The sequence below is a fragment of the Govania unica genome, from assembly GCF_027920805.1.
GTDB classification, from domain to species: Bacteria; Pseudomonadota; Alphaproteobacteria; order Sphingomonadales; family Govanellaceae; genus Govanella; species Govanella unica.
In genome coordinates this window covers 615,004-633,390 of sequence record NZ_JANWOI010000001.1, presented here as the reverse complement: position 1 = coordinate 633,390, position 18,387 = coordinate 615,004, and the positions used below count along the sequence as shown (strand labels likewise).

At 58.2% G+C, this 18,387-nt stretch carries 14 protein-coding genes; 9 read left to right on the top strand and 5 right to left on the bottom strand.

The window, feature by feature from the left end; all coding sequences use genetic code 11:
• Positions 1 to 216 precede the first annotated feature (216 nt).
• From leuD to NYP16_RS02815, 3 genes are all read right to left on the bottom strand, one after another.
• Positions 217 to 837 (bottom strand): 3-isopropylmalate dehydratase small subunit, encoded by a 621-nt coding sequence (gene leuD / locus NYP16_RS02825; RefSeq protein ID WP_274942596.1) that lies wholly within the window; start codon positions 835 to 837, stop codon positions 217 to 219.
• Position 838: 1 nt separating this feature from the next.
• Entirely contained in the window at positions 839 to 2,245 is a 1,407-nt protein-coding gene (leuC, locus tag NYP16_RS02820; RefSeq protein ID WP_274942595.1) for a 3-isopropylmalate dehydratase large subunit, read from the bottom strand.
• Between the two features lie 88 nt (positions 2,246 to 2,333).
• On the bottom strand, positions 2,334 to 3,521 hold the full coding sequence (locus tag NYP16_RS02815; RefSeq protein ID WP_346742458.1) for a CaiB/BaiF CoA transferase family protein: 1,188 nt from the start codon (positions 3,519 to 3,521) through the stop codon (positions 2,334 to 2,336).
• A gap of 127 nt (positions 3,522 to 3,648) precedes the next feature.
• On the opposite strand from NYP16_RS02815, the gene NYP16_RS02810 reads away from it, so the two are divergent.
• The 6 genes from NYP16_RS02810 (at position 3,649) to NYP16_RS02785 (ending at position 11,123) form a co-directional block, all read left to right on the top strand.
• The gene (locus NYP16_RS02810) at positions 3,649 to 4,590 is read left to right on the top strand and encodes a hydroxymethylglutaryl-CoA lyase (protein ID WP_274942593.1); all 942 of its coding nucleotides are present in this window, start codon (positions 3,649 to 3,651) and stop codon (positions 4,588 to 4,590) included.
• 22 nt (positions 4,591 to 4,612) lie between these two features.
• Positions 4,613 to 5,314 carry an isochorismatase family protein gene (locus NYP16_RS02805; RefSeq protein WP_274942592.1) on the top strand — a complete coding sequence of 234 codons (702 nt, stop codon included), beginning with the start codon at positions 4,613 to 4,615 and terminating at the stop codon, positions 5,312 to 5,314.
• A gap of 1 nt (position 5,315) precedes the next feature.
• On the top strand, positions 5,316 to 6,233 hold the full coding sequence (locus NYP16_RS02800; RefSeq protein WP_274942591.1) for a polysaccharide deacetylase family protein: 918 nt from the start codon (positions 5,316 to 5,318) through the stop codon (positions 6,231 to 6,233).
• A complete protein-coding gene (locus tag NYP16_RS02795) occupies positions 6,230 to 7,153 on the top strand; it encodes a polysaccharide deacetylase family protein (protein ID WP_274942590.1) in 924 nt (307 codons plus the stop codon). The genes NYP16_RS02800 and NYP16_RS02795 overlap by 4 nt, the downstream gene beginning before the upstream one ends.
• A 470-nt stretch (positions 7,154 to 7,623) precedes the next feature.
• The gene (locus NYP16_RS02790; RefSeq protein ID WP_274942589.1) at positions 7,624 to 8,532 is read left to right on the top strand and encodes a hypothetical protein; all 909 of its coding nucleotides are present in this window, start codon (positions 7,624 to 7,626) and stop codon (positions 8,530 to 8,532) included.
• Between the two features lie 26 nt (positions 8,533 to 8,558).
• Entirely contained in the window at positions 8,559 to 11,123 is a 2,565-nt protein-coding gene (locus NYP16_RS02785) for a TonB-dependent receptor (RefSeq protein WP_274942588.1), read from the top strand.
• Positions 11,124 to 11,274: 151 nt separating this feature from the next.
• Here NYP16_RS02785 and NYP16_RS02780 read toward each other — a convergent pair whose 3' ends face one another.
• A complete protein-coding gene (locus tag NYP16_RS02780) occupies positions 11,275 to 13,485 on the bottom strand; it encodes a TonB-dependent receptor (RefSeq protein WP_274942587.1) in 2,211 nt (736 codons plus the stop codon).
• A 222-nt stretch (positions 13,486 to 13,707) separates the two neighbouring features.
• On the bottom strand, positions 13,708 to 14,469 hold the full coding sequence (locus NYP16_RS02775; RefSeq protein ID WP_274942586.1) for an aspartate racemase/maleate isomerase family protein: 762 nt from the start codon (positions 14,467 to 14,469) through the stop codon (positions 13,708 to 13,710).
• A gap of 217 nt (positions 14,470 to 14,686) precedes the next feature.
• Between NYP16_RS02775 and NYP16_RS02770 the strand changes: the two genes are divergently transcribed.
• The 3 genes from NYP16_RS02770 to NYP16_RS02760 all read left to right on the top strand — a co-directional run bounded on the left by NYP16_RS02770 (position 14,687) and on the right by NYP16_RS02760 (position 18,357).
• Positions 14,687 to 15,886: an FAD-dependent oxidoreductase gene (locus NYP16_RS02770; protein ID WP_274942585.1), complete on the top strand. Its 1,200-nt coding sequence runs from the start codon at positions 14,687 to 14,689 to the stop codon at positions 15,884 to 15,886.
• Positions 15,887 to 15,897: 11 nt separating this feature from the next.
• Positions 15,898 to 17,373 (top strand): aldehyde dehydrogenase, encoded by a 1,476-nt coding sequence (locus tag NYP16_RS02765; RefSeq protein WP_274942584.1) that lies wholly within the window; start codon positions 15,898 to 15,900, stop codon positions 17,371 to 17,373.
• 135 nt (positions 17,374 to 17,508) lie between these two features.
• Positions 17,509 to 18,357, top strand: coding sequence for a GntR family transcriptional regulator (locus tag NYP16_RS02760; protein ID WP_274942583.1), 849 nt, complete (start codon positions 17,509 to 17,511; stop codon positions 18,355 to 18,357).
• The last annotated feature ends 30 nt before the right edge of the window (positions 18,358 to 18,387 follow it).

The window sequence follows — 18,387 nt, the reverse complement described above, 5'->3', positions numbered from 1 at the left end:
ACAAATCACTCACAAAGGACCTAAGCCCAATGTAACTTGGGTATAACATCATATTATTAATACATATACTAGCCATTATTTTTGCCCCACTCTATCGTGCAGGCAAACTGGTGCTTTTTTGACACAATATTTTAAATAAACCATACAAACAAACAAGTTAGCCGTTGTCTTTGTTAAAAGACAACGGCTTTATGCAGGCCAATTTGGCGGTGGCGTCTAGAGAAAAGCCCAGGGACGCTCGGTCCGACCCTTGGCGCGCATGGCCTCGATCTGGGTCCGCAGCTTCAGGGTGAGATCAATGGGATCAAGGCCTTCAAGCAGCATTTCCTTGGCTTCGGCCCCGATCGTGAAACTGTACTCCGCACCGTCGGCCGTCCTCACGATTTGTTTCGGAAGATCAATAGTCAGCGTCTGCGCTTCGGGGTCGGTCTCGACCGACGACGCGATGCGGGCGATATCCTCGGCCGCAAGCTCCAGCGGTAGAATTCCGTTGGTGATGCAATTGGTCTGAAAAATCGGCGCGAAGGACGGCGCGATGACGGCCCGGAAGCCATATTCGGCCAAAGCCCAGACCGCATGTTCCCGGCTGGAGCCGCAACCGAAATTGACGCCGCCAAGAATGATCTGCGACCGCGCATAGACGGGATCGTTCATCACGAAATCTGGGTTCGGCACGCGCCCGCCCATCTCGAGATAACGCCAGCCCGCGAACAGGCCGCTGCTCAGCCCGCTTTTCGAGACGGTCTTCATTTCCCGCGACGGAATGATGGCGTCGGTGTCGACATTCGCGCGCAGAAGCGGCATGGCAATGGCGGTGAGAACGGTAAAGGGCTGCATATCAACGCTCCAATTTGCGCGGGTCGGCGAGATGGCCGGCGATGGCCGAGGCTGCCACCATCTCGGGCGATGCGAGATGCGAGCGGGTTTCCGGTCCCTGACGGCTTTCAAAATTGCGGTTGGTCGAAGTCACCACCCGCGCCCGGCGGGCCATGCTTTCACCGCCCGCGAAAAAGCACATGGAGCATCCGGCCTCGCGCCATTCGAACCCGGCGTCCTTGAAGATCACGTCAAGTCCTTCGGCCTCGGCGGCGCGTTTGACGGCCATGGAGCCCGGAACGCAGATGGCCTTGACGCCCGCAGCCACTTTGCGCCCCTTGAGGATGGCGGCGGCGCGGCGCAGATCGCTGATGCGGCTGTTGGTGCAGGAGCCGATGAAGGCGCTGTCAATCTTGAGATCCTGCAGCGGCGTGCCTGGCACAAGATCCATATAGGTCATGGCGCGGTCATAGGCCTCGCGGCTGTCGCGGTCGCTGACCTCTGCGAAACTTGGGACTTTGCCGTCAATGGTGGTTGCATGCTGGGGGCTTGTGCCCCAGGTGATCATGGGGCCGACATCTGCGGCATCAACGACATAGTCTTTGTCATAGCTTGCATCTGTATCCGAACGGAGCGCCCGCCAGTTTTCCACGGCCAAATCCCAGTCCGCGCCCTTTGGCGCATAGGGGCGGCCCTTCAAATAAGCGAAGGTCTTGTCGTCCGGCGCGATCACGGCCGAAAAGGCGGCGAATTCGGTCGCCATATTACAGAGTGTCATGCGCGCTTCCATCTCAAGCGCTTCGATGGCTGGACCCGCATATTCAATGACATGGCCCTTGCCGCCACCGGCCGAATAACGAGCCAGCAGATAAAGCGCCAGATCCTTGGCGGTGACGCCCTCACCAAGCTGACCGGTGACCGTGATGCGCATAGTCTTCGGTTTCTTGATGCGCAGGGTCGAGGTGGCGAGCGCATGTTCCGCGTCGGTCGAGCCGATACCCCAGGCAAGCGCACCAAAGGCCCCTTGGGTGCAGGTGTGGCTGTCGGGGCAAACCAGCGTCAGACCCGGCAGGACGATGCCCTGTTCTGGCGAGATCACATGGACGATGCCCTGACGCTCGTCATCCAGATCAAACAGGGTGATCCCGGCTTCATGGGCGGCGGCGCGGGTTTCGGTGATAAAGGCGGTGCCGGTCGGCATCAGGGTTTTGTCGCTGCGGCCCGGGAAGGTATCGACGATATGATCCATGGTGCAGAAGACGTGGGCGGGGGCCATGATCGCGCGCCCGGCTTCCTTCAGGCTTTTAAGCGCCACGCTGCCGGTGCGTTCATGCAGGAACACGCGGTCGATCAGAACCAGGGTGGCGTCAGTGCCGACCTCCGCAACCACATGGCTGCGCCAGATTTTTTCGAAAATATTCTCGCTCACAGGATCTTCCTTGGCATCAAACTCGGAAACGGGCACGCAGGCGGATGCTTCAGGAGGCCGCAGCCCCTTGAAGCATCCGGGTTACATGTCAGCCGACGGCGCCGGCGGCCAGCAAACGCTCAATCTCGGCTTCATCGAGACCGAGTTCAACCAGCATCTCGCGCGAATGTTCACCAATATGCGGCACATCGAGCGTGCTGCCGAAGCGTGCGCCATCCATGCTGATCGGCAGCGCCGGAAGCTTGGTTTTGGCACCGCCCGGAATGGTCAGATCCACAAGGCCGCCCGACTCGTTCAGATGTTTGTCTTCGAACAGCTCCTCCGGCTTGGTCACCGGCGCGAAGGGCAGCCCGATGCTTTCGATCTTGGCCAGAAGCTCGGCCTTGGTCATAGCCTTGAAGATGGCCTGCACGCGCGGGATGATCACGTCACGGGCAAGCACGCGGGCGTTGTTGGCTTTATAGTCGGCATTGTCGCCAAGCTCGCCGAGATCGAAGGCCTTGCAGAAGGTCACCCACTGCGAATCGCTGACCACGCCGACGAACACGCGCTCATCGTCACTGGTTTCAAAAAGATCATAAATGGCCCAGGCCGACACGCGCGACGGCATCGGCTGCGCCGGTTTGCCGGTGGCGGCGAGCTGCGCCATATGCTGCGACACCAGGAACGCAGTTGTCTCATAAAGCGAACAAGTGACATATTTGCCCTTGCCGGTTCCATGACGCTGTTCCAGCGCCGCCAGCACGCCGATGACACCGAACATTCCGCCGGTGATATCGATCACCGACGACCCGGCGCGGAGCGGACGGCCCACAGGTCCCGTCATATAGGCAAGCCCGCCCATCATCTGCGCCACTTCATCGAGCGCCGTGCGGTTTTCATAGGGTCCGGGCAGGAAACCCTTGGCGGAACAATAGATCAGCCGCTCGTTTTCAGCCGACAGGGCGGCATAGCCAAGGCCAAGCTTGTCCATGGTGCCAGCACGGAAGTTTTCGACAACGATATCAGCGCCCGCACAGAGTTTTTTCGCAACACCGAGACCGTCAACCGACTTGAGATCCAGGCAAATGCTGCGCTTATTGCGGTTGAACGTCGGGAAATATCCCGATCCCGCGCCCAGCAAGCGGCGGGTGGCGTCGCCGCCCAGGGGCTCGACCTTGGTGACTTCGGCGCCGAGATCGGCCAGTATCACGCCGATTGACGGACCCATGACCATATGGGTGAATTCTATGACCTTTAAGCCGGCTAAGGGCAGGGCTTCTGATGACTGCATTATATCCTCATTCTAGGTACTGCGAGGCCGATTTCGCCTTGGTTCCGACGAAAACATCTCAGTCTCCGCCCTTGCTTATTCGTATTACAAATATAACATCTAAAAATCTCGAATCAATGGAGGCTTGTTCATGAATGGTATCGATGTTCTCGTCAGCGAAGTAGGACCGCGCGACGGCCTCCAGAGCATTAGCGCAATTATGCCGCTTGAAGCAAAAAAAGCCTGGATCGCTGCCGAAGCCGCCGCTGGCGTGCGTGAAATCGAAGTCGGGTCCTTCGTGCCCGCGAAAATCCTGCCGCAACTGGCGGATACCGCCGAAGTGGTCGCTTTTGCGAAAACCATTCCGGGCCTTACGGTCGCCGTGCTCGTGCCCAATCTCAGAGGCGCTGAAGCCGCGATCCTGAGCGGGGCCGACAAGATCACCCTGCCGCTGTCGGTCAGCGAAACCCACAGTCTCAAGAATTTGCGCCGCACCCATGTGCAGGTGCTGGAAGACGTGAAGCAAATCGCCGCACTCATCCGCGCGCAACCCGAAGCGAGCCGCCCGAAATTTGAAGGCAGCCTGTCGACCGTGTTCGGCTGCACCCTTGAGGGCATGATCCCGGACGCGCAGATCGCCCGTCTGGCCGAGCAACTGATGGCTGCGGGCTGCGATGAAGTGGGGCTTTCGGATACCACGGGTTATGCAAACCCGGCGCAGGTGCGCCATATCATCCGTCTGGTGCGCGGCGTCGTCGGCAAGCATGCGGTGACCGGCATTCATCTTCACAATACACGCGGACTTGGGCTTGCGAATGCCGTGGTCGCGCTTGAGGAAGGGCTTGATACCCTTGATAGCTCGCTCGGCGGTCTCGGCGGTTGTCCTTTTGCGCCGGGCGCGAGCGGCAATATCGTCACCGAAGATCTTGTCTTCATGCTGGAAGCCATGGGGCTCCGGACCGGCATTGATCTCGACAAGCTGGTGAAAGTTCGCGAAATTGTCGCTGCTGCTGTTCCCAACGAACAGCTATACGGATTTGTGCCGGATGCCGGATTGCCGCTTGGGTTCGAACCCGCCACCCGTCGCGCCTAAACTGACCTGAGGACTTAATATCATGAGCGAAACCCCCATCATCGGCACCTACATGCTGAGCGACGGCAAAACCGCCCGCCAGTTGTTCGAAGAAGTCATGTCGAACCCGGCCCGTAATAAATTTGGTTTCGGCAGCAAGGCCGCCGTCGTCAATATCGACATCCAGAACGCCTATACGCGTCTCGATGAATTCAAGACGGCTTATGAAACCGATCCGCGCCAGATCGAATATGTGAACACCATCTCGAACCTCGCCCGCGATGCTGGCATGCCGGTGGTCTGGACCCGCGTCGGGTATATGGAAGACGGTTCGGACGCTGGCATCTGGGGCACCCGCACCAACACACCCGACAGCCTGCAGAACATCAAGATCGGCTCACGCCGTTATGAATTCGACGAGCGTTGCGAGATCGATCATGTGCGCGATGCGGTCTATACCAAACGCATGCCCTCCCCGTTTTTCGAGACCCCGCTTCAGAGCTATCTCGTCTGGCATAAGGTGGACACCGTGATCCTGACCGGCGGCTCCACCTCGGGCTGCATTCGCGCTGCGGCGGTGGATTCGCTGTCGCGCGGTTATCGCACCATTGTTCCGATCGAATGCGTCGCCGACAAGCATGAGAGCTATCATTTCGCCAATCTGACCGATCTGCAGCTCAAATACGCGGATGTCGAGCCGGTGCAGACCGTCATCGACTGGTTCAAAGCCAACAGCGGGAAATGATATGAAAGCCGATCCTGAACTGTATGATTTCTGGCCCTATCGCGACCGCCCGAAAATCACCTGGCCCGGCGGCAAAAAGCTCGCCTTCTGGATTGCCCCGAATATCGAGTTCTATGAACTTGATCCCCCGGCCAATCCCATGCGCAAGTCCTGGGCCAAGCCGCATCCGGATGTGGTGGGCTATGGTCATCGCGATTACGGCAACCGTGTCGGGCACTGGCGCCTGATGGAGGCCATGGACAAGCACGGCATGCGCGGATCGGTGTCGCTGTCGGTGGCCATGTGTCAGCATCACCCGGAAATCATCGAAGCCGCCAACGCCCGCGACTGGGAGTTTTTCTCCCACGGGATCTATAACACCCGCTACAGCTATGGCATGGATGAAGCGCAGGAACGCGCCATCATCGAAGACTCGATCAAAACCGTGCGTGACGCCACCGGGCAGACCATTCGCGGCTGGCTCGCTCCGGCGCTGACCCATACCGAACGCACCATGGACCTGCTCGCGGAATATGGCATCGATTATACCTGCGATCTGTTTCAGGACGATCAGCCGCAGCCGGTGCATGTGAAAAAGGGCCGCCTGATTTCCATGCCCTATAGCCTTGAAGTGAACGATCACTACGGCTTTTTCGTCTATAATATGTCGCCGCGCCAATATGCCGATTGTCTGAAGCGCCAGTTCGACCAGTTGCTGGCCGAGGGTGAGACATCCGGCACCGTCATGTGCGTGCCGTTGCATGCCTATCTGATCGGTCAGCCGCATCGCATCGGCCCGTTTGCCGAGTTCCTGGATTATGTGGCGCAGCAGCCGGACGTCTGGATCACCACCGCCCGCGACATCGCCGACCATTTTTATGCGAACCATTACGACGCCGTGGCCGCCGACACGGCGCGCCGCGCGGGAGATGCAGCATGAGCCTTGACGCGTCTTATCTCGAATATCCGAAACGCCGTCATGGCATGGATCATGACCTTTACCCCTGGACCAATATCCGGGAGCGCAAGCCGGTGCTCTGGCCGGAGGGCAAATCGGTCGCGCTGCTGCTGTCGGTGCCGCTTGAGTATTTCCCGCTTGAGGTCAAGGACAAGCCGTTCAAGGCCCCGGGGCATATGCAGACGCCCTATCCTGACTTGCGGCATTATTCGAGCCGCGAATATGGCACCCGCGTCGGCTTTTACCGCTTTCTCGATCTCTTTGCCAAACATGGGCTCAAAGCTTCGATCACCATGAACGCGGCCATTGCTGAACGTTATCCGGAACTGGTGCGCGACGTACAGGCGGCGGGGCATGAGATCATTGCTCATTCGACCGACATGAACGGCATCCAGTTCGGCGGTCAGGATGAGGCCGAGGAACGGGCGCTGATCCGCGACACGCTCGACCGTCTGGAACGGGCCACGGGCACCCGGCCGACCGGCTGGCATTCCATCGCCCGCTCGCAGTCCTTCAACACGCCGCGGCTTTTGACCGAAGCCGGGGTGCGTTACATGTGCGACTGGCCGAATGACGATCTGCCTTATGTCATGACTACCGAGGCGGGTGAGATCATCAATCTGCCGCTCAATCATGAACTGGCCGACCGGCAGATCATCACCGTCTGCCAGAACAGCGAAAGCGACTGGGCCGAGCAGATGAAAGACGCCCACAGCTGCCTTGCGGGCGAAGCCGAGCGGTTCGGCGGTCGCGTGCTGCCGATCACCCTCACGCCCTATATCATGGGCCTGCCCTATCGCATCGCCGCACTGGACGAAACACTTGGTTGGCTTGCGAGCCAGCCTGCGACCTGGTCGGCCACCGCCGGCGAGATCGTCTCCGCTTGGACGGCTCAGGCCTAAACATCTGGATCTATTGTCACGCCCCGCTACGGCATATTCTTCTGTTGCGGGGCGTGACAACTATAATATGCTGATGTACCATCGTCAGTACGTCATGCTGAGTGGGTTTCCCGACCTTGTACTCCGCCGCGAGTAGACGGGGGTATGCTAACGCATCGCTCCTGGGTTCAGGCTTCCAGACAGACTGACGAATCCACGGTTCCCCCACGCGATTGAGATCACGTTGCGGGTGATGGATTCGGCATGTCTGATTTTTGGAACCGAGCGCGGCCTTCATCTTTCAAAAATCCATAGAGATATCAGCGATCTGGTGTGATCAATACCTGTTCGCCGCATATCGTCTATCTGATCACACCCAGGACCCGGCCTGTCGCACGCGAGGCCCCGTGTCCTGATCTGTTCGGCAATCGAACAGGCATGCGTCGCCGTCAGGGAGCTGTGGCGCATGTGAACCCAAATGGGAGTCCATCATGTCAGCGTTTCAACGCCTCTACCGCCCCCCTTTTATCGGGCTTTTTGCTTTTATCGCCGTTCTTCTGGCCAACCCGGTTGCCCATAGCATCAGCATTCTGGTCAAAGAATCGTTGCCGCACGGCTATAGCGGATATGTCCATATCGCCATCGGCCTGTTGGGCATGATCATTTTGATTTATGGCACCCGCAACGACAACGAAGTGCGCGGCACGCTCACGGGTTTTGCTGCCGGGCTTTTGATCTGGCTCGGCTGGGCGTCATACGGTTTCTTTTACAACCAGTTCGATCTCGGCATGTCGCCGGTCGAAATTGTCGAAGGCCAGAAACGCTCGGCCGGTCTTTTATATATTCAGGGATCGACCGGCATCTGCGTGGCCGCGCTGTTGTTCTTCGTGCTCAACAAGGACACCAAATGCAACGCCTTCCGCTGGTTGCAGCGCAAGCTCCGCCTCAATCTCGGCAAGCCAAGTTCCGGTGAAGGCCGCAATTTCTGCCGCATCACTTTTCTTGAAACGCTGTTTGTCACCTGGTTCTGTTACTCGGTGTCACTGTTCATGGGCGACGGCCGTTTTCTTGGCTTTCATCACCCGGTCACTTATGCGCTGGTCGCCTTTTTCGCCGTCTGGTCGCTCTATCTCATGTGGCGTCTGGCCAAATTCAATCGCGTCATGGCCGGTATTCGCTATGCCATTCCGACCAAGGCCATCTTCTGGATTCCCTTTGGCGAATTCCTGCCGAAATACGGCTTTTACCAGGATGTGTGGATTCGCCCGCTCGAATATTCGGTCGAGATGTGGGGCGTGTTCCTGATTTTCCTCGGCCTCATCGGCGTGACGGCATTCCTGCCGCAACGCAAACAGTCCAAGCCTCCGCGAGCCACGCCGGACAGCGACATCACTCAGTAACAATAATCATCTCAGGGAGTAAAATAATGAGAACCAACCGCCATACACTTGCCGTTTCCGTCTCGCTTTATGCGCTCATGGCCACGGGCGCCTATGCCCAAAGCCATGAGGGCATGTCCGAAAATTTCGATGAAGTCATCGTGACCGCGCGCAAGAAAGTCGAGCTGCTGCAGGATATCCCGGTCAGCATCCAGGCGTTCAGCGAAACCCAGATCGAACGCATGGCCATCCGAGACGTGGGCGACGTGTCGAAATACTCGCCCTCGATCATTTTCGACAAGGCCTCCACCCCGGATGGCGGCAACATCACCATTCGTGGTCTCGCACCCACCCGTGGCCGCGCCAGCGCCGCCATTCTCGTCGATGGCATCGATGTCTCAAGCGAGGCCATCGCATCGCCGGGCGGCGGTATTCTGCTGTCGACCAAACTGCTTGATATTCAGCGCATCGAAATCGTGCGCGGGCCGCACAGCGTCGATTACGGACGCAGCGCCTTTGCTGGTGCGATCCAGTATGTGACCAAAGACCCGAGCGACGAACTTTCGGGCGACCTCCATCTCGGGATCGGCAGTCATGGCAGATACGATGTAAACGGCGGCGTAAGCGGCCCGCTCGTCGAGGGCAAACTAAGCGGTCGCGTCAGCGCCGCCTACTGGACCCGCAACGGATTTTACCGCGATCAGGCGACCTTGAGCCGCCTCGGCAAAGGCGAAGGGTTCGGCACCTCCGGCACATTGCTGTTCACCCCGAACGACAGCCTGAGCGTCAAGGCCCGGCTTGAATATTTCGAGGACAAAGCCTCACCCGAGGCGCAATATCTGGTGCGCAGCAACAGCGGTCTGATCCAGCCCGCGAACAATCCAGCCTTCGCTCAGGCTGTGGCAGGCCGCGTGGTCAGCGCCTCCCCTTTCGCCATTTTCACCGGCATGGTTCCAAACGGCAGGGATCTCGGTCGTCCGCTGCATAGCCCCGACCCTTTGACCGGCGGGCTGTTCCGCGGCTTTGATCGGGATGTCCTCCGTGGCAGTTTGATCGCCAACTGGACCGTAGGATCGGGCACCATCAGTTCCTGGACCAGCGCCACCACTGCCCATAGCAGAAACCGTCAGGATTATGATCAGGACGCCATTCTGTCGGGCCCGATCGGATCGCAGATCGATATTGCCCAACGCACCAGCGTGCAGGACACCGAGAACAGCACCAAGCAGTTCAGCCAGGAACTGCGCTATGCATCTGAATGGAATTCGCCCGTGCAGATGAATGTCGGCGGTCTGTTCTGGACTGAGAAAGCCAAACGTGAAGCCCATACGGTGATTGTCACCTGCGCCACAAACGTGCCGGCCTGCGTCAAGGGAGCATCCGGTCTTTATGCAAATCTGATCCATACGCCGGACAACAACAGCCGTGACACCGATCACTGGTCCGCATACGGGACACTGGCCTGGGCCATCAACGATCAATGGAAACTGAGCGCCGAGGGGCGTTATTCCCATGAAAAGGAAGTAGTGGTCGGCACCAATTGCGGGCTGCCGGTCAATAAGTTCGGCGTTATCTGCGGCGATCCCTTTGCCACGAGCGCATTCACACCGCCGGTCTATGGCCCCTCAAGCGTACTCGGCGATCGCCGGACGGTGGCGGCGATGTATGGTGTCCCGACCGCCATCAGCACCAAGAACAATTATTTCACCCCGCGCTTCATTCTGGAATGGAAGCCCGAAGACAATAAGCTGATCTATATTTCCGCCGCCAAGGGCGTGAAGCCGGGCGGCACCTCGACCGTTGCTGCCGGGGCCTGGTTCGACACCGATCTTGATGGCGATTTCGATGAACTCGCCTTCGATTCCGAAGTCATGTGGTCCTATGAACTGGGTGGCAAGTTCACCTGGGCCGACGGACGGGTGCTCACGAACTTTGCCCTGTTCTATCAGGATTACAGCAACAAACAGGTGGTCTCGACCACCAGCACGCCGTCGGGCTATCCAGTCGCCATCATCGAAAACGCCGGGGCCGCGCGCATTCAGGGTCTGGAGTTCGAAGGCATGTGGCGGGTCACGCCGGAGTTCCGCCTGTCAGTCGGCTATACCTATCTCGATACCAAATACACAAGCTTCACCGTGCGATCGGACAGCAAATCGACAGTCCTGACCGCACCAGCCTGTAAGCCGGTGTTCTTTGGCGGCAAACAGCTTTGCGAACTGGATCTGAGCGGCAACAAGCTTGAAAAAACGCCGAAACATTCTCTGGTGCTGGGCGCGAATTACACTGCCTCGGCCGAGAAGCTCATGTCCGGCGCGAGCTGGTTCGTCGAAGCCAATGCCATCTATCAGTCAAGGCGCTTTGTCGATCAATCGAACCTGCGCACCCTTGGCAGCTATTGGATGGGCGATGTCCGCACCGGGATCAGCACCGATCGCTGGGATCTGACGCTTTATGTGGACAATCTCTTTGACGATCGCACGGTCAAATCCGCCGACGTCAAAACTGGCGATGTAGATCGTGAGATCCTCGGGCTTGCGTCTTCCTCAAGCGCGGTGCTTGCCACCCTGCCCGATCCGCGCACCTTCGGTCTGCGGTCGAGCTTCAAGTTCTAAACAGTCCCCGACTTGACTGCTCGCCTCCTATAGCGGGGCGGGCAGTTTTCTTTTCAAGACGACTTGCGATCCCGACAAAAGGAAAGGCGCGCATCCCGACTGGAATGCGCGCCTTTTTACTCAACCGCAGCGACGGGCTGCGATCGGGCTACTAGAACTTGTAGTCAACCGTGACGCCGAACTGACGGGTCTTTGGCAGACCAACCAGATAACCGCGGGCGCCCGCAGCTGCAAAGTCAACATAACGGATCACGCCAAGCGGATCGCGGTTGTTGAACAGGTTGCGAACGAACAGTGCCGTGCTGAACTGGCCATTCTCAATCCCGATGCGACCATCGACATTGTGACGTCCGCCGGTCGATGCGAAGTTGCCGACTTGGTCATACTTGCCCGAACGGTAGGAGTAGGTCAGGTTCAGGAAGCCGTCGAAGCCGTTGCCAACATCCGTCTGGAAGTTGTTGACGATGGCATACTGATACTTCGGCGTGTTCGGAGCGTATTTGCCTTTCAGGTTACCATTGCCCGTAAGGTTGAACACTTCAGAGTCATAGCCTTTAGCGTATTTCGACTCGTTGATCGAACCGCTCAGCTGCAGCGTCCACCAATCGGTGACAGCTGCCTGCATTTCGGCTTCGATGCCCTTCACATGCAGCGAACCAACGTTGGCGATATAGGAAATCGACGTAGTCGTGCCCGGACCGCTTTGGAAGATCGCATTTTGCGTGAGCTGCTGACCTGACCAATCGATGTAGTAAGCGGCAACGTTCAACCGCACGCGGCGGTCAAAGAATTCGCTCTTGAAACCGAGTTCATAGTTCCATGCGGTTTCTTCTTCGTAAGTAACCTGATCACCGATCAGACGTACGTCCGAGTTGAATCCGCCTGGCTTATTGCCACGGGCAACAACACCATAAACCATCACGTCCGAATTGACTTTATAGTCAAGCGTGAAGCGCGGGGTCCAGCTTTTGTAAGTGGTCGACAGGTTATAGTGGTTGTTACCACCAACAAGACCGAGCTTATCCTGCGCATAACGAATTTCCGCAGCAGCCGTCAGGTTATCCGTGAAGTCGTACTGTGCCATGGCAAAGCCGGCGACGTTGCGGATGGTATTGCGGCCGTTGTTCTGGACACGATCATTGTAGGTCGGGAACGCGGACGGGTAGAAGTAACGCTCGGTGTCGCGATCTTCATGATAGTAGTAACCACCGGCCAACCAACGGAAGCGCTGGTCACGCGGCGATACCACACGAAGTTCGGACGACAGGCTTTCCACATAAGCGCCATCGCGGATATGCAGGGAGCCGTTGGAGAGTGCACCATTCTGATAGTCGATGTCTGCGTTACGATCTTCGTCCGATTTGGTGTAACCGGTCGTCGAGGTGATCGTATAATCGCCAGCGGTATAGTTGATGATGCCAGCTACGCGATGGGTGTCGCGAAGAAGACGGCCACCGCCGACCGCATCAAGATTGAGGTTGATGTCTTTTTCCGAACCGCTCACCGTGCCGCAGAAATACTGATAGCGATTGAGCGTGTTGCTCCAGAAGCAGTTGTTGTTCGAAGCGCGCTGCAGAGCAGTTGCTTCCTGGCCGTCATTGTTCTTGCCAAAAGAATAGCGAACCGTGACGTCGAGGTTGTCCGTCGGCGTGAACAGAGCAATAACGCTGATGGCTTTGGTCTCTTCGTCGCCGACCTTATGGCCGAAGGTCGAATCGTTTTTGTTCTGGTTGCGATACTGACCGTCGAACTTGTAGTAGTTCGCACCAATCTGGAAGGCGAGCTTGTCTTTTACGATCGGGCCGCTAACCATGCCGAGGATATCGACTTCGCCGTCGGTTGCGAGGGTGCCCTTAACGCGGCCCTCGAACTCGTCCATGTTCGGCTTTTTCGATACGTAGCTGATCGCGCCCGAGAACGTCTGGCGACCATAAAGCGCCGACTGCGGGCCTTTGATCACTTCGATGCGCTCTGCGAAAGCGAGTTCGGTGCCGAACAGGGTGTCCGGGATGAACACGCCATCAAGGAACGAAGCGGCGTTCGCTGCACCCAGAATTGAGGATTGACCGCGGATGGCCGGACGATCGAGACGACGGCCGAAGTCCTGGTCATAGCTCAGACCGGGAATGACGTTGCTCAGCTGGCTGATATCGCGCACGCCCTGACGATCGAGAGCATCGCGGCTCATGGCGTTCACAGTGATCGGAGCATCTTGCAGCCGCTCGTCAACCTTACGGGCCGAAATGACCATTTCTTCAAGAACCAGCATATTTGCTGCCTCTTGTGCCATGGCAACGCCAGCCACACCCCAGACTCCAATCAAGGAGGTGGATGCCAGCAGCAATGAACCAAATTTCTTCACGAACTCTGTCCTTCCCTAAAACTTCTTAGCCAAATCCGAGCCAAACACTGAGGCAACCTGTTAACCGGCGCCTCGATAGTATAATTTGTATCTCTTTAGGTACAAATAATCGGCGAACCTGACGACAGTGGACGCTTTTGTCAAGCCTTTCCCAACGCCGCGTTCGCCTTGGCGTTTGCCGTAGCTCTGCCGATTACTCCTTAACCCCTTAACCTGAAAGCCTTATACCCGCCGCCGCCAGGGCGCCGAGGCCGCAATCCAGTCCGTCAAAGTTTGACTGTCGCCAAGTGCCATGCGTCCGGCCCAGGCCAGACAAATATTGGAAGACAACACCGGCGCACGCCCCCCCGTTGCCGGCAGAGCCGCCGCGAGAGTCGCCATACCCGTGCCCGTGCACAGCACTACATCGGCCGAAAGTTCCAGGGCGCGGTCCTGCGCCCGGGTAACCGCAGCCGCCACAAGATCGTCGGTCAGGGTATAAATCGCATGATAACCGGGGCGCGCGTTTTCAACATCGACCACATCCAGCACCTCAAGCCCGACCGCCTGCCAATAATCAAGCGCCGCTGCCCGCAGGCTTTGCGGATAGGGATTGACGAGCACGGCCCGCGTCGCCCCCTGCATGAGCAGCGCCGCGCGAATGGCATGGGACGCCGTGATGAAGTTGATTCCTTTGTCAGACAACCGATTGACCAGCGCCGTCTCGGCCTCAGGCCCGATCAGATAACAGCTGCCGGTGCAGGCAAACAGAAACACCGACAGCGGAACTCCGCCGAAGGTTGCGAGGGTGGCATCAATATTAGTCACATAGGCCAAAAGCCGGTCATGGAGATCAGGGGCCGCATCATACATGCGCCCGCTCAGCATCAGGACATCGTCACCAAGAAGACGAGCCAGTTCAGGCTCCACCGTGGGATTGCCCGAGGGCGTCAGAACGCCGACCCCGCCGAGCCGACCATATGCAAGTCCCTGATGTCCTATCATGCCGTGACTCCTGTTTAATTTGTATTGTAAAGTATACAACTAAATGGTCAAGCCTGAACTTCCGAAGCCAAAAATCATAAATTTTTCGCTGTTTTCCGCCGTTTTTTGATACTATACAACTTCAATAGCGATCGCGTATTGCATTATGTAAAAGATGTATTATCACTAATACCAATATCTATAACTGGTCTGATCGCAGAAATTTCGGTGAGGAAATATGTCAGCTTCTGAACGTCGCATTATCATCGTTGGAGCCGGTCCGGTTGGCCTTATGGCTGCCTATCTGCTGTCTCACAACAAAATCCCCTGCCTTGTGCTTGAACAGGGCGAGGCGATTTCGACCGACCTCAGGGCTTCGACCTTCCATCCCTCGACCCTTGACATGCTGGACCTTCATGGTCTGTCGCAGCCGCTGATCGACATGGGGCTGATCTGCCCGACCTGGCAGATTCGCGTCCATGAAACCAATGAACGCGTGCTGTTCGACCTGTCGGTGCTGAAAGATGACACCAACCATCCCTATCGCCTGCAGTGCGAGCAATCGCGGCTTTGCACCATGCTCCTGGAAAAAATTCAGGAAAAAGGTGATGTCGAGGTCCGCTTCGGCGCGAAGGTTACGGCTTACCGCGAAATCGGCGACACTGTCGAAGTGGATGTGGAGACCGCAGCTGGCACCGAAGTCATGGATTGCTCCATTCTCATCGGGGCCGACGGCGCACGCAGCAGTATCCGCAATCTGATCGGCGCCACGTTCGAAGGCGTCACCTATCCGGAGACCACGATTCTCGCCACCACCCAGTTCCCGTTCGAAGAGCATCTGCCTGATCTGTCGAACGTCAATTATGTGTGGAAGAAAGACGGCACCTTCAGCCTGCTGCGTCTCAAGGACCGCTGGCGCGTCAGCATCTATCCGCCCATCGGCATGAGCATCGAAGAGGCCATGCAGCCGGAACAGATCAATGCCGCGATCCAGGACGTGGTGGCCCGTCCCGAGCCCTATGAAATCCTGGAATGCCGCGCCTATCACATTCATCGCCGTATTGTTGGCGATTACCGCAAAGGCCGCGTGGTTCTGGCCGGCGACAGCGCCCATATCAACAGCCCGAGTGGCGGCATGGGCATGAACGGCGGCATTCATGACGCCTATAATCTGGTCGAAAAGCTGACCCAGATCTGGAACGGCGCTTCGCTGGATCTGCTGGATCTCTATACCCGCCAGCGTCGCCCGGTGGCGGCCGAAGAAGTGCTGGCCCAGGCCGACCGCAATCGTTCCCGCATGCAGGAACGCGATACCGCCAAGCGGCTTGAGATCCTGAAAGGACTTCAGGACATCGTCGATGACAAAGCACAGGCGCGGGAATATCTTTTGCGTTCGTCCCTTATCACGGCCCTGCGCCAGGCTGCGCAAATCCAATAGGAGTCTCCATCATGATCCAGGCAGCGAGCGCGATCATCAACGGCAAAATGGTTGAAGGCAGCGGCGAACAGATCGCCATCATCAACCCCGCCACCGAAGAGACCATAGCAAGCTTTGCCGAGGCCGATGCGGCGCTGGTTGATCGCGCCGTTGTCGCTGCCCAAGATGCCTTCAAGGACGGGCGCTGGCGCAAGCAAACCGTCGAGCAGCGTCAGATGGCGCTGCGTCGCGCCGCCGATGCGATCGATGCCGCCGCCGACGAACTTGCAGCCATCGAAACCGCCAACACCGGCCTGCCGCTGACGCAGACCCGGGGCCGTCACGCCGGGCGCGCCGCCTATAACTTCCGCTATTTTGCCGATTATATCGGTCAGGCTTCCGGCGAGCTGTATGATCAGGCCCCCGATCATCTGACCTTCGTGCGCCGCCAGCCGGTCGGCGTCGCCGCCCTCATCGCGCCCTGGAACGCGCCCATCGCCCTTGGCTCCATGAAGCTTGCCGCGGCCATCGCGTTCGGCAACAGCTGCGTGATCAAACCGTCGGAACAGGCCCCGCTTGGGGTGCAGCGCGTGATCGAGATCGTGAACGCCTCCGGCATTCCGGACGGGGTCATCAACCTGGTCAACGGGCGCGGCGTCAATACCGGCAATCCGCTGGTCCGTCACCCAGGCACCAATGTGGTGTCCTTCACCGGCGGCACTGGCACCGGCCGGGCGATCATGTCGGCGGCGGGCGACACCTTGAAGCCGGTGACGCTCGAACTCGGCGGCAAATCGGCCAATATCATTTTCGACAGCGCCGATTTCGAACGCGCCCTCGATGGCGCCCTCCTTGGAATCTTCACCAACAACGGTCAACAATGCCTGGCCGGATCACGCATTCTGGTGCAGAAATCCATCGCCGACCGCTTCATCGAAGCCTTTATTGCCCGCACCCGGGCGATCACCATCGGCTCCCCTCTTGACCCGGCGAACCAGCTTGGTCCCGTAAGCGCCGCCATCCACCGCGACCGCGTGCTCAGCTATGTCGATATCGCCACGAGCGGCGGCGGCAAGCTGTTGACCGGCGGACGGCGCGCCCCGGGCTTTGACAAGGGTTATTACGTCGAGCCGACCGTGGTGCTTGCGGCCGACAGCAATGCCCGGGTCTGTCAGGAAGAAATCTTTGGCCCCTTCGCCACCATCCTGACCTTTGACACCCCGGAAGAGGCCTTCGCCATCGCCAACAACACAAACTTCGGACTTGTGAGCTATGTCTGGACCGAGGATTTGAATCTGGCGCTTCAGGCACAGGAAGACCTTGCCTCGGGCGTGGTCTGGATCAATACGCCGATGATGCGGGAATTGCGTGCGCCGTTCAGCGGCTGGCGGGATTCAGGCGTTGGATCGCAAAGCGGCCGCGATTGCGAAGCCTTCTACACCCATCAGAAAACCGTGACCATGGCCCGCCATCCCCTGACGCTGACCAAACTCGGTCTTCCGAGATAAGGGAGCGGGGGGATTATCCCCCCATTCTCTCACCCCCGTCAAAAGCACATTGCACTTTGCCGCAAGTGGTACGTAAGATAAGACCAATTCTGCGGCAGCAGGTTTCTCGTGCTAACTCGGGGGCACATAACCACCATGGTCTCTAAAAAAACATCCGGCAGCGGGATCCCTCCCACCGCCAAAATACAGGCTGACAAAGCCGTCGGACGACGGGATCTGGCCGCGCGCGACAGAAGCAGTCTGCCGATCTATCACCAGCTCTATACCATCCTGCGCCAACAGATCATCGACGGCGCTTATGCTGAAGATGTACCGCTGCCCACCGAAATGGCCTTGTCGGGCAATTTCAATGTGTCGCGCGTGACGGTGCGGCGTGCGCTCGACATGCTGGAACGCGAAGGCATGGTGATGCGCCGCCAGGGCATCGGCACCTTCGCCGTTCCCGTGGATGAAAGCACAAGTTCAAACCGGTTGTCGGGGCTGATTGAAAATCTAATCACCCTTGGCATTGAAACAAGTGCGGAGGTTCTGGCTTTCGACCCTAAAAGCCCGGTGCCGCCGCTTGTGGCCAACACCTTGAAGATTCCCAAAAGCGGACGCTGTTTGTCGCTGATGCGGTTGCGCCGTCATAAGGGCAAACCAGTGTCACTGACCACGGTTTATCTGCCTGAATCTTTCGGCGAGATCATCACCAAGAAAACTCTGGATGATCGACCGATCGTGCGCATTCTGGAATTGGCCGGCATCATCGCCGCCAACGCCGAACAAACCATCAGCGCTATCGCCGCCGACGAACAGGTGGCCGCCCGGCTTGACGTTTCGACCGGATCGCCGGTGATCCGCCTCCGACGCACCGTCTTCGATTATGATGGCAAGCCGATCCTCTATCAGCAAAGCCTGTATAATCCCGACCGCTATGAATATTATATGCTGCTGTCACGGGACAACAGCACAGCACGCCCGCAATGGCGGCATCTCGGCTGACCACGCGCATGTTCGGCCCGTGCCCGGACC